Here is an 11,826-nt window from a genome sequence, read left to right on the forward strand (position 1 = left end):
CTACTTTCAAAGGTGTCTTTGCTCTTGCTTATTTGTTCTGTTCTCTAAAAAAAATATAAAACCTACAATACCATATATGAAAGCATTAGTTATTTCTGGCGGTGGAAGTAAAGGCGCATTTGCCGGCGGAGTTGCACAATATTTGATTGAAGAAAAAAGAAATGAATATGATTTATTTATCGGAACATCTACAGGAAGTCTTCTAATTCCGCATTTGGCACTTGGTCATATTAAAAAAATTCATTCCGTTTATACTAATGTCACCATGGCAAGTATTTTTAATATTTGCCCGTTTGTAGTTAAAGTAAAAGAAGGGATAGATATTGTTACCATTAATCACTTCAATGTATTACGTCAATTCTTTAAAGGAAAAAGAACTTTTGGCGAAAGTAAAGGTTTAAGAAAATATATTCAGAATAATTTCTCACTGTCCGATTTTAATAAATTAAAGAAATTAGATACTGATGTTGTTATAACAGTAACCAATTTTACCAAAAACGAATCGGAGTACAAATCGGTTAAAGACTGCAGTTACGAAGAGTTTTGCGAATGGTCGTGGATTTCTAGTAATTATGTTCCGTTTATGAGTTTGGTTACTAAAAACAATTCAGAATATGGCGACGGAGGATTTTCAAGTTTAGTTCCTATTCGTGAAGCTATTAATCGCGGTGCAACCGAAATTGATGTTATTATTTTAGAAACCGAAGTTAATACAACAAAAACAGTAATTGGTAAAAACCCTTTTTCATTGATGATTGATTTGTTTCGAATTGCCTTAGATCAAGTCGAAAAACACGATATCGCTATAGGAAAGCTTATGGCAAACAATAAAGATGTGAAGCTTAATTTGTATTACACACCAACCAAACTGACAGATAATGCTTTGATTTTTAATAAAGAAGTAATGAAAGAATGGTGGGAGCAAGGCTATGAATATGCTCAGAATAAATCTGAGGTTATGAGTGATAATAGGTGATTTACGAATTTACATTATGAAATAAAAACATTTAAATAGCATTGATAATGAGAAAAATAATTACAGTTTTAATTTTTTTAAGTTTTGTAATTCCAGTATTTTCACAAGTAAACGTAGGTAGTGAAATAACCGCTGAAGGAAATTCTAAAATCAAAGTTAAACCTGATTGTGCACGATTTAAAGTTACAATTGAGAAGCAAAATTTAATTGAAAAAACAGCTATTAAGGAGTTAAACGAAGAAATTGAAAAACTTCAAAAAGGGCTATTTAATATTGGTTTTACTGAAAAAAATATTAAAATTTCTGAATACAGAATATCCAGTAGTGAGAATAATGATAACAAAAAGGAATATAGGGTTACCAATTCCTTGTCTATAAATTTTGCTTTGGATAATAAGATAATCGAAGCATTTTATCAGGAAATACAAAGTGAAGATATTAAGGATTTGGACGTTGAATTTGAAACTTTTCTTTCAGAAGAATTAGAAAAAACTTCGAGATTGAAATTAGTTCAAAATGCAATTAATGATGCTAAGAATAATGCTGATAATATCGCAAAAGCATTAGACGTGAAAATTGTAAATGTAAAGCAAGTATCGAAATATGCTTTACGAGATATGGTTGCTTATGAGAGAGTAAATGAAGTGAAATCAGGTCGAGTCATGGCCGCTGCAGCTTCAAGTCCTAAAACGTCATTTGATAAATTTGAAGTTGAAGAGAAAGAATTAGAGGAAACTATAAATGTTATTTATTGGATTACTAAAAACAAAAAATAATATAAAAATTTAGATTTTAGATTGAATTATTCAAAATCTGAACTCTTCAATCTAAAATCTAAAATGTTTTTCTACCAAAGTTCAGCAACCTCATTTTTAATATATCCTAAAGCTGCATTACTAGGAGATTGTTTTTCTAGCAAGTCATTCAGGATTACTTCACGCAATTTATCGGCATTTTCTACCTTATCGCTCATCGCAGCTTTACGAATCATTTGGATTGTAGCATTTTTGGCTGTAGTGATAATTGTCCAACATTCGTCAGACATATAAATTTGCTGCGTTAAATTATGTTCAAACTCTTGTTCAATTTGATCGATTACGTAATTTTCATAATCATGCTTATCGTTTGAAATAGGAGAAATTCTAATTAATAATTTCGTCAAATTAATACGTTCCAAAAACAAAGTCATACGCTCATAAGCTTGCAAACGTATAGGTAAAGATTGTTTTTGATATTCTCTATTCAATAAAAAAGCACGTTTTTTGTCGTTGTTTTTAATGTGCAGTTCAAAAAAACTGTACGCAACAAATCCAGTTACAATTGCAGGTAACGTATAACTGGCTAATTCTATAATTTTTGTAAAATCCATTTGGGTAATTTTTTAGCAAAAATATGCTTTTTGAGTAAAAATCAAGTTTAAATTTATCGCAATAAACAAAATGTAAACTTTACTTTTGCATTCAGATTCTCAAAATCTACCGAAAATATACTTTTAATGGATTCATATATAATACTTTTTCTTTGTTTGGCTGCATTCGCAGCAGGATTTATCGATGCTATAGTGGGCGGCGGCGGATTAATTCAAACTCCAATGGGGTTAATTTTATTGCCAAATCTTCCAGTTTCAACAGTTATTGGAAGTTTAAAAATTCCTGCTTTTACAGGCACCGCTTTTGCTGCATTTCAATATTTAAAAAAAGTAGTAATTCAATGGAAATTACTCTTAATTATGATGTGTTTGGCTGTTCCTTCGGCATTTTTAGGATCTACTATATTAACTATGGTGAGCAATGATTTTATGAAACCGCTTTTGCTTGTGGTTTTATCATTGCTGTTTATATATACGTATGCTAAGAAAAACTTTGGTCAGCATGCTGCTAAAGACCATTCAGGAACCACTCAGATAATTTATGCTGTTGTAATTAGTACAATTGTTGGCTTTTATGACGGTTTTATTGGTCCTGGAACAGGGAGCTTTTTTGTAGTAGCTTTTATTGCACTTTTGGGTTTTGACTTTTTGCACGCTTCAGCAAATGCTAAAATGGTAAATCTGGCGACAAATTTTGGTTCGATTTGTTTATTTATGATTAAAGGAAAAATCATTTGGGCAATTGCAATTCCAATGGCAATTAGTAACGGACTTGGCGGATGGCTTGGCGCAAAATTAGCCATTAATAAAGGGAATGGCTTTATTAGAATTTTCTTTTTGGTTGTTGTGGTTGGAACGTTGATTCGATTTGCTTACGACGTTTTCTTCAAATAGTTTATTTAAACCATATAAGTGATATAAAAAATTATAAGCTTTATTTTTAATATGGTTTTTAAAATTGCAGTCAATATAAGCATTTGCAATGTTTTACTTAACAATAGAATTAAATGGACTTATATCTCTTATAGGTTTCAAAATATTTAAAGAAAGCCAATTGTTTAAATATAGCCCCGATAGAGGCGTTATCCTCGTAGTGCAACGGAGTGATAAAGCCGAAAGCGGGAAACCATGCCTAAAAAAAGCCTGTTCTTTGGCTTCAAAAAAAACTTAGCAACTCAGTATCTTAGCATCTTAGAACCTTTCTTTCGCATCTTAGGAACTTTCTCTTTAAATTCTTATTTTTGCATCATATGGAGAAAAATTTCATGCAAAAGTACATTGATCAACTCAATGAAGCGCAACGACAACCCGTTCTGAAGAAAGACGGGCCAATGATTATTATTGCAGGTGCAGGTTCGGGGAAAACCCGTGTTTTAACAATTAGAATTGCTTATTTGATGGCTCAAGGTATTGATGCCTTCAATATTTTATCGCTGACTTTTACCAATAAAGCAGCTCGTGAAATGAAGCACAGGATTTCAGATATCGTAGGAGCATCTGAAGCAAAAAACCTTTGGATGGGAACTTTTCACTCCATTTTTGCTCGTATCCTGCGTTCAGAATCAGATCATTTAGGTTATCCATCAAATTTTACTATTTATGATTCGCAGGATTCTGCCAGATTAATTTCTTCAATTATTAAGGAAATGCAGCTGGATCGTGATGTTTATAAACCAAAACAAATTTTAGGACGAATTTCAAGTTATAAAAACAGCTTGATTACGGTAAAAGCCTATTTCAACAATCCAGAATTGGTTGAAGCCGATGCAATGGCAAAAAGACCAAGATTAGGAGATATTTATCAGCAATATGTAGAGCGTTGTTTCAAAGCTGGCGCAATGGATTTTGATGATTTGTTATTGAAAACTAATGAATTACTGACTCGTTTTCCAGAGGTTCTGGCTAAATATCAAAACCGTTTTCGCTATATTCTGGTTGATGAGTACCAAGATACCAATCACTCGCAGTATTTGATTGTAAGAGCTTTATCAGATAAATTTCAGAATATTTGTGTGGTAGGAGATGATGCGCAGAGTATCTATGCGTTCCGTGGAGCAAATATCAATAACATTCTGAATTTCCAGAAAGATTACGAGGGTGTTATCATGTTTCGTTTAGAGCAAAATTACAGATCAACTCGTAATATTGTTGAAGCTGCAAATACGGTAATGGAGCATAACAAAACGAAATTGGATAAAGTAGTTTGGACAGCAAATGATTTTGGACCAAAGATTAAAGTCCACAGAAGTTTGACTGATGCCGAAGAAGGTCGTTTTGTAGCAAGCACAATTTTTGAACAAAAAATGCAAAATCAGCTTCATAATGGTTCTTTTGCAATTTTGTATCGTACCAATGCACAGTCACGTGCAATGGAAGATGCGTTAAGAAAACGTGATATTCCGTATAGAATTTATGGAGGACTATCGTTCTATCAACGTAAGGAAATAAAAGATGTTTTGTGTTATTTACGTTTAGTAATTAATCCAAAAGATGAAGAGGCCTTAATTCGTGTTATCAATTATCCTGCGCGTGGAATTGGAGATACAACTGTCGAAAAACTAACTATAGCAGCCAATCATTACAAACGTTCGATTTGGGAAGTAATGGTTAATATTGATAAAATTGACTTAAAGCTGAATGCTGGAACGAAGAATAAACTGAAGGATTTTGTAACAATGATTCAAAGTTTTCAGGTTATTGATCAAAATCAGGATGCTTTTTATATAACAGACCATGTTGCGAAAAAAACGGGTCTGGTTCAGGAATTAAAAAAAGATGCTACTCCAGAGGGAATGGCAAAAATTCAGAATATCGAAGAGCTTCTAAACGGTATTAAAGATTTTACTGAAGGACAAAAAGAAATTGATGGTGCAAGAGGTGCCTTGGCAGAGTTTATGGAAGATGTTGCACTGGCAACAGATTTAGATAAAGACACTAATGACGATGATCGTGTAGCATTGATGACGATTCACTTAGCAAAAGGACTTGAGTTTCCTCATGTTTTTGTTGTGGGTATGGAGGAAGATTTGTTTCCAAGTGCGATGAGTATGAGTACTAGAAGTGAATTAGAAGAAGAACGTCGATTATTTTACGTAGCTTTAACACGTGCAGAACATCAAGCTTATTTAACATATGCACAATCTCGTTATCGCTGGGGGAAATTGACAGATAGTGAGCCTTCTCGTTTTATTGAAGAAATTGACGGACAGTTTCTAGAGTATTTGACTCCTGCCGAAACTAACTATCGTTATAAGTCACCTATCGACGGAGATATTTTTGGAGATGTTGATAAATCGAAATTGAGATTAGCAAAACCAGTAGGAGGAACACCTCCAAAACACGTTACAGATAATAATCCGAAACCAGATTTAAATATTCGTAAACTAAAACCTATTGCTGGAAATGCGCCCGCAAGTTCAGGTGCTAATTTGTTTGATAATAAATTGACGATTGGAAATGTCGTAATGCACGAACGTTTTGGAAAAGGCGAAGTAATTAACCTTGAAGGTGTTGGTGGTGATAGAAAAGCAGAGATTAAATTTGAAGTAGGAGGTCTTAAAAAGCTTTTACTGAGATTTGCTAAATTAGATGTTGTTGGATAAATAAATTTTCAAGTTTTGAAAACATTTGTCACCCTGAGCGAAGTCGAAGGGCGCTTTAATTAGACGTGGGCTTCGACTTCGCTCAGCCTGACAGCAGAGACCTGAAAGTTAAAAATAAAATAAAAAACTTGAAACAAAAACTATGGCAGAATTTATAAAAATATACCCAGATAAACCTAGTGAAGCTGCGATTGCAAAGGTTGTAAAAGTGCTTCAAAATGGAGGTTTGGTAATTTATCCAACAGATACTGTTTATGGTTTAGGTTGTGATATTACAAATTCACGTGCTTTAGAAAAAATTGCAAAAATTAAAGGTGTTAAATTAGAGAAAGCAAATTTTTCGTTTATCTGTCATGATTTAAGTAATTTATCAGATTATGTACGTCAAATTAATACATCGACTTTTAAAATACTAAAAAGGGCTTTACCAGGGCCTTATACATTTATTTTACCAGGGAATAATAATTTACCTAAAGAGTTTAAAAAGAAAACTACTGTTGGTATTCGTGTTCCTGATAATAATATTATTTTAGAAATTGTTCGTCAGTTAGGAAATCCTGTAGTTTCAACCTCTATTCGAGATGAAGATGATGTAATTGAATATACTACTGATCCTGAGTTGATTTTTGAAAAATGGCAAAATATTGTAGACTTGGTTATTGATGGTGGTTATGGAGATAATGTAGGCTCAACTATTATTGACTTATCAGAACATGAGCCGGTTATTGTCAGAGAAGGAAAAGGAGATATTGATATTTTGTAAGAGTAATTTATTGATTGTTTAGGTTATTGTAAAATTTTGTGGTTAATTAGCTTATAATTTAACTAAACCATTTCTGTTTTATGAAAAACCTTTGTTTGCTTTTCTCTTTATTTTTTACTGTTACTCTGTTTTCGCAAAACATTCTGAAAGGAAAAGTTTCTAACAAAGAAAATGTTCCGCTCGATGGTGTCAATATTTATTTAGACGGAACAACTATTTCTACTATTTCTGATGCTAATGGAAATTTTGCCATAAAATACGAACCTAATGCAAATAATATTGTTGTAATAAGTTCTATGGGATATCAAACGGAATATCTTACTGGTATAGATGTCTCAAAGTCACTTAATGTTGTTATGAGAGTTTCAGAGAACGAACTCAAAGAAGTTGTTATTACTAAAAATGAATTGTTTACAAGAGCACAAAAATTAAAATTATTCAGAGAGTATTTTTTAGGAAAAACAGCAAATGGAAAATCATCAATAATACAAAATGAAAATGATCTTCAGTTTAAATATGATAAGGATAATTTAATTTTTACTGCGTCTTCAAAAAAACCTTTGATTATTGTAAACGCATTTTTAGGCTATAAAATAGATTTTGAGTTGGTTGTCTTTGAAATTGCGTTTAATAAGTTAAGTATAAACTCAAAAGATGTTATAAAGAATTTTTATGGCGGGGTAAGTCGATTTGAAGAAATTGATAATTCGCCTGTAATTTTAGAGCGAAGAGAGAAAACATTTGAAGGGTCACAAATTCAGTTTTTTAGAAACTTTGCTAAAAAAGATTGGGGAATCAAAAAGTTTATTTTATTGAATGATGATCATAGTGTCGATCCACTTAAAAGATTTAAAATCATTGAAGAAGAAGATTATGTAAAAGTAGAAATACTTCCGCAGCCAAAAGGCGAAGTTAAAATCGATAATTTAAAAGATGTTGTAGCTTCTTATAATATTGCTTACAATAGACATGAAGAATCTAAGATTACTTTTCAAACAGATAGTTTTTATATTTATAAGTATGGAAACAATTCTAATATTGAAAGCATATTGTTTTCAGGAAAAATCTCTGAGAAAAAAGTGGGAGATATGCTGCCTTTAAATTACGGTATAAAATAAGTTTTATATTTTTTTATTATCTTGTGCAAAGAAATGTGAAGAGGGGTATTTGTAAAAAAAAACTTAAATACTATAAAAGTTTAAAATAAATAACTAACTTTAATAAAGTTATAATTTAGTTAGTTAATTTAAAAATAATGCTATTCTTGATTTATATTTAATTGGTTATTAAAAAAATTAGGGATACATAAAAGCAGGTCAATTGACCTGCTTTTTCTGTATAATAAAGTATGTTACTTTAAATTATTTTGCTTGCTTTTTCATTTCTTTTTCAATCATGTCGTAGAACTGATCGATTTTTGGCATAACAACAATACGAGTTCTTCTGTTACGAGCTCTGTCATCTGGAGTATCATTAGACACTAAAGGAATATAAGAACTTCTACCAGCAGCAATTAATTTTGCAGGGTTAACACCAAGATCATTCGTTAATACACGTACAATAGAAGTTGAACGTTTAACACTTAAATCCCAGTTGTCTAACAAAATTCCGTTGCTTTTGTATGGTACATTATCTGTGTGACCTTCAACCATACATTCAAAATCAGGTTTGTCGTTTACTACTTTTGCAACTTTAGCCAAAACAGTTTTTGCTTTGTCAGTTACGTCGTAGCTTCCGCTTTTAAATAACAATTTGTCAGCGATAGAAATAAATACAACTCCTTTTTCTACATTAATTTCGATATCTGGATCATTGATTCCAACAGCACCTTTCAAGCTTGTAACTAAAGCTAAAGTTACACTGTCTTTTTTAGTAAGTGCATCTTGAAGTCTAGAGATTTTCAAATCTTTTTCTTTCAAGCTTTCTAAAGATTTTTCAAGGTTTTCAGCTCCTTTAGTAGTTAAAACAGTTAAGTCTTTAGAAGTACTGATTAAGTCTTGATTGTGTTGTTTATAGCTTTCAGCTGTAGCTGCTAATGCTGCTTTTTCTTCTAGGCAAGAATTTAACTTAACAGTACAAGAGTTTAGTAAGTCTTGAGTTTCTTTGTTCTTAGCTTCTAATGCTGCGTATTGCTTTTTCGATACACACGAAGTTAAGGCCATTAATACTGATAGTGCGATAACTATTTTTCTCATAGGTATTATATTTAATTAAACGTTGATTACAAATTTAGTTTTTAATATTTTGATTACTGTTAAAGATTTCTTTAAAAACCAGTAATTTCTTTATGTAATACAAGTAAACGATACTTTTTACGGTATAGTATTGTTGTATTTGAAAATCCTTGCGGTGTTTTAGATACTTTAAAGATATGCAATAAAATGAAAAATGTGCTTTTACAATGGCGAAAGTATGTTTGAACTTGCCTTGTGTAAGAAAACGGATACCCGCAATTCCGTCTAAAACCATTCTAAAGAAAATCACAAAAAACAATCCTTTTTTAGGCAGGTTTTTAACCAGCATTAATAGAGAGTTTCTAAAGTTTAAAAAAGTTTTCTTCGGATTTCCTTGTTGTAATGTAGCGCCGCCAACATGATACACTACAGATTTTGAATTGTACTTTATTATATGCCCTTCATTTGCGGCACGCCAGCACAAATCAATTTCTTCTTGATGTGCAAAAAAAGTTTCATCAAAACCGCCTAATTCGTGGTAGACTTTTTTTCTGATAAAAAAGCAAGCTCCTGAAGCCCAGAATAATTCACAATTATCATCGTACTGACCATTGTCTTTTTCTATGGTGTCAAAAATCCTTCCTCTGCAAAAAGGAAAGCCATATTTATCAATAAAACCTCCAGCAGCTCCAGCGTATTCAAAATACTCTTTGTTTTTGAAATCAAGAATTTTAGGCTGAATTATGGCTGTTTGTTTTTCTTTTTCAAAAGTCTCAATAATAGGCTGGAGCCAATTTTCTGTTACTTCAATATCAGAATTTACTAATGCATAAATTTCTGCATCTATATGCTGAAGTGCATCGTTGTAACCCTTTGCAAAACCATGGTTGCCACTATTTTGTACAATCCGTATAGTTGGGAAATTTTTCTTTACGAAATCAATAGAATCATCCGTCGAAGCATTATCTGCGACATATATAGTGGCCTCTTCTGAATACTGTAAAACAGACGGTAAAAATTGCTCTAACAATTTTACTCCGTTCCAGTTTAAAATGACAACAGCTATTTTATCCAAAAGTAATTTTTATTTATTTTAATATTATTTTATTCTCCGTAATTTGGCAGGCCTCTTAAAAACTGATATTTTTCATTTTCAAAATCCATTTGACAATAAAAATGACTCAGTCCGTTTGTTACATTCAAAAACCGTGCCTGCATTGTCATATTGTAACGTGCAATTTGATCAAAAGTTGTTTGCGATATCTTAACCTCTGGAGCTTTGCACTCTACTAATATATGTATAGTGCCGTCTGAATTAAAAACAACTACATCATATCTTTTTCGCAAACCATTGACTGTTAAAACTTTCTCTACGTTTATAAGCGATTTAGGATATTTTTTCTCGTTCATTAAATAATGAACTACATGCTGGCGAACCCATTCTTCTGGAGTAAGAATGATAAATTTTTTCCTGATTTCATCAAAAATAGACACTTTATTTTCGCTATTTTTGAATCGGAAAGTATAAGAAGGGAAATTTAGCTTTAACATAAGGCAAATATAATTTGAAAATTAGTCAATTTGAAAATTAGTCAATTATTTATTTGAATTAAACTGAATACTCAATACTGAACACTGAAAACTAAATTTAATGGACGAAGTTGTAAAAATTGTTAATGATATAAAGGCAGGGAATATAAAGCCTATTTACTTTTTAATGGGTGAAGAACCTTATTATATAGATAAGCTGTCTGAATATATAGAACAAAATGTACTGGCTGAAGAGGAGAGAGGATTTAATCAAACTGTTTTATACGGAAGAGATGTTTCTGTAGAAGATATTGTTTCAACGGCCAAGCGCTATCCTATGATGGCTGATCGTCAGGTTGTTATTGTAAAAGAAGCGCAGGATTTATCTAGAACAATAGATAAGATAGAATCGTATGTTAATAATCCGATGGAAACTTCGGTTTTGGTTTTTTGTTATAAGTACAAAACTCTAGATAAGCGAAAAAAAGTGACTAAACTTTTAGCTCAAAACGGAATTGTTTTCGAGAGTAAAAAATTATACGAAAATCAAGTTGGAGATTGGATAAAACGTATTCTTGCGGGGAAAAAATACACTATTGATCCAAAGGCAAATGCAATGCTTGTTGAGTTTTTAGGAACCGATTTGAGTAAAATCAATAACGAGTTAGAAAAACTGCAGATTATTTTGCCGCAAGGAACTATGATTACGCCTCAACATATTGAAGAGAATATTGGTTTTAGTAAAGATTATAATGTTTTTGAACTTCGAAAAGCCATTGGAGAACGCAATCAGTTAAAAGCCTATAAAATTGCCGAAAATTTTGCACATAATCCAAAAGAATATCCATTGGTTATGACCACAGGATTGGTTTTTGGATTTTTTATTCAACTTTTAAAATATCACGGTCTTAAAGATAAAAATCCTAAGAATGTTGCTGCGGCGATTGGTGTAAATCCTTATTTTTTAAAGGAATATGATTTGGCTGTGAAAAATTATCCAATGAGAAAAGTAAGTCAAATTGTTGGTGCATTGCGTGATATTGATGTGAAAAGTAAAGGAGTTGGAGCGAATGCTTTACCACAGTCAGATTTGCTAAAAGAAATGCTGTATAAAATATTTAATTAAGCCGTTAAAATTCACGATATTTGCCTTTCTAAAAAAAATACTACTTAAAATAATAATTACACAATTATGGGAATGAATAAAAATACCGTTTTAGGATGGGCTACTTTTATAATGGTACTTATGGGATTGTTGCTTATAGGTCTTGGTGCTTTTAGATACAGAGATGTTTCTGGCTGGGGATTTGCTGCAGCAGGTGTTGGTTTTTTTGCCAATGCTTGGGTTTTTAATGCATTAAAAGGTAGGGTTTAAATTAAGTTTGCCAGATAGAATTATGGCATAAAATCAA

At 31.7% G+C, this 11,826-nt stretch carries 12 protein-coding genes; 8 read left to right on the plus strand and 4 right to left on the minus strand.

Translation table 11 applies throughout. The annotated features are described in order from the left end of the window. The first annotated feature begins 76 nt into the window (after positions 1–76). Positions 77–976: a patatin family protein gene (locus ACHRV0_RS13155; protein WP_089057842.1), complete on the plus strand. Its 900-nt coding sequence runs from the start codon at positions 77–79 to the stop codon at positions 974–976. Positions 977–1,023: 47 nt separating this feature from the next. Next, the gene (locus tag ACHRV0_RS13160; RefSeq protein WP_395441150.1) at positions 1,024–1,752 is read left to right on the plus strand and encodes an SIMPL domain-containing protein; all 729 of its coding nucleotides are present in this window, start codon (positions 1,024–1,026) and stop codon (positions 1,750–1,752) included. Between the two features lie 71 nt (positions 1,753–1,823). Here the strand turns inward: ACHRV0_RS13160 and ACHRV0_RS13165 are convergent, their stop codons facing one another. After that, complete coding sequence (locus ACHRV0_RS13165; RefSeq protein WP_089057840.1) at positions 1,824–2,345, minus strand: hypothetical protein; 522 nt, start codon at positions 2,343–2,345, stop codon at positions 1,824–1,826. 126 nt (positions 2,346–2,471) lie between these two features. Between ACHRV0_RS13165 and ACHRV0_RS13170 the strand changes: the two genes are divergently transcribed. From ACHRV0_RS13170 to ACHRV0_RS13185, 4 genes are all read left to right on the plus strand, one after another. Further along, positions 2,472–3,239, plus strand: a complete 768-nt coding sequence (locus ACHRV0_RS13170; RefSeq protein WP_395441151.1) for a sulfite exporter TauE/SafE family protein — start codon at positions 2,472–2,474, stop codon at positions 3,237–3,239. Positions 3,240–3,610: 371 nt separating this feature from the next. After that, the gene (locus ACHRV0_RS13175; protein ID WP_395441152.1) at positions 3,611–5,947 is read left to right on the plus strand and encodes an ATP-dependent helicase; all 2,337 of its coding nucleotides are present in this window, start codon (positions 3,611–3,613) and stop codon (positions 5,945–5,947) included. A 142-nt stretch (positions 5,948–6,089) separates the two neighbouring features. After that, positions 6,090–6,710, plus strand: a complete 621-nt coding sequence (locus ACHRV0_RS13180; protein ID WP_089055666.1) for an L-threonylcarbamoyladenylate synthase — start codon at positions 6,090–6,092, stop codon at positions 6,708–6,710. A gap of 80 nt (positions 6,711–6,790) precedes the next feature. After that, positions 6,791–7,828 (plus strand): carboxypeptidase-like regulatory domain-containing protein, encoded by a 1,038-nt coding sequence (locus tag ACHRV0_RS13185; RefSeq protein WP_395441153.1) that lies wholly within the window; start codon positions 6,791–6,793, stop codon positions 7,826–7,828. A 243-nt stretch (positions 7,829–8,071) separates the two neighbouring features. Here the strand turns inward: ACHRV0_RS13185 and ACHRV0_RS13190 are convergent, their stop codons facing one another. From ACHRV0_RS13190 to ACHRV0_RS13200, 3 genes are read right to left on the minus strand one after another with little or no spacing between them, the layout of a single operon-like run. Beyond that, a complete protein-coding gene (locus tag ACHRV0_RS13190; protein WP_129022476.1) occupies positions 8,072–8,905 on the minus strand; it encodes a flagellar motor protein MotB in 834 nt (277 codons plus the stop codon). 34 nt (positions 8,906–8,939) lie between these two features. Beyond that, a complete protein-coding gene (locus tag ACHRV0_RS13195; protein ID WP_395441154.1) occupies positions 8,940–9,959 on the minus strand; it encodes a glycosyltransferase family 2 protein in 1,020 nt (339 codons plus the stop codon). Positions 9,960–9,988: 29 nt separating this feature from the next. Next, complete coding sequence (locus ACHRV0_RS13200) at positions 9,989–10,435, minus strand: type I restriction enzyme HsdR N-terminal domain-containing protein (protein ID WP_089055670.1); 447 nt, start codon at positions 10,433–10,435, stop codon at positions 9,989–9,991. A 100-nt stretch (positions 10,436–10,535) separates the two neighbouring features. Between ACHRV0_RS13200 and holA the strand changes: the two genes are divergently transcribed. Next, positions 10,536–11,540 (plus strand): DNA polymerase III subunit delta, encoded by a 1,005-nt coding sequence (holA, locus tag ACHRV0_RS13205; RefSeq protein WP_395441155.1) that lies wholly within the window; start codon positions 10,536–10,538, stop codon positions 11,538–11,540. Between the two features lie 66 nt (positions 11,541–11,606). After that, positions 11,607–11,789, plus strand: coding sequence for a CAL67264 family membrane protein (locus ACHRV0_RS13210; RefSeq protein WP_071637907.1), 183 nt, complete (start codon positions 11,607–11,609; stop codon positions 11,787–11,789). Positions 11,790–11,826 lie beyond the last annotated feature (37 nt).

Source organism: Flavobacterium sp. FlaQc-30 (assembly GCF_044005885.1).
Lineage (GTDB): Bacteria > Bacteroidota > Bacteroidia > Flavobacteriales > Flavobacteriaceae > Flavobacterium.

Excerpts from the sequence above, each read along its gene's own strand:
- ACHRV0_RS13185 (WP_395441153.1), top strand. The coding sequence starts at position 6,791 with ATGAAAAACCTTTGTTTGCTTTTCTCTTTATTTTTTACTGTTACTCTG.
- ACHRV0_RS13175 (WP_395441152.1), top strand. The coding sequence starts at position 3,611 with ATGCAAAAGTACATTGATCAACTCAATGAAGCGCAACGACAACCCGTT.
- ACHRV0_RS13180 (WP_089055666.1), top strand. The coding sequence starts at position 6,090 with ATGGCAGAATTTATAAAAATATACCCAGATAAACCTAGTGAAGCTGCG.
- ACHRV0_RS13170 (WP_395441151.1), top strand. The coding sequence starts at position 2,472 with ATGGATTCATATATAATACTTTTTCTTTGTTTGGCTGCATTCGCAGCA.
- holA (WP_395441155.1), top strand. The coding sequence starts at position 10,536 with ATGGACGAAGTTGTAAAAATTGTTAATGATATAAAGGCAGGGAATATA.
- ACHRV0_RS13210 (WP_071637907.1), top strand. The coding sequence starts at position 11,607 with ATGGGAATGAATAAAAATACCGTTTTAGGATGGGCTACTTTTATAATG.
- ACHRV0_RS13160 (WP_395441150.1), top strand. The coding sequence starts at position 1,024 with ATGAGAAAAATAATTACAGTTTTAATTTTTTTAAGTTTTGTAATTCCA.
- ACHRV0_RS13165 (WP_089057840.1), bottom strand. The coding sequence starts at position 2,345 with ATGGATTTTACAAAAATTATAGAATTAGCCAGTTATACGTTACCTGCA.
- ACHRV0_RS13190 (WP_129022476.1), bottom strand. The coding sequence starts at position 8,905 with ATGAGAAAAATAGTTATCGCACTATCAGTATTAATGGCCTTAACTTCG.
- ACHRV0_RS13200 (WP_089055670.1), bottom strand. The coding sequence starts at position 10,435 with ATGTTAAAGCTAAATTTCCCTTCTTATACTTTCCGATTCAAAAATAGC.
- ACHRV0_RS13155 (WP_089057842.1), top strand. The coding sequence starts at position 77 with ATGAAAGCATTAGTTATTTCTGGCGGTGGAAGTAAAGGCGCATTTGCC.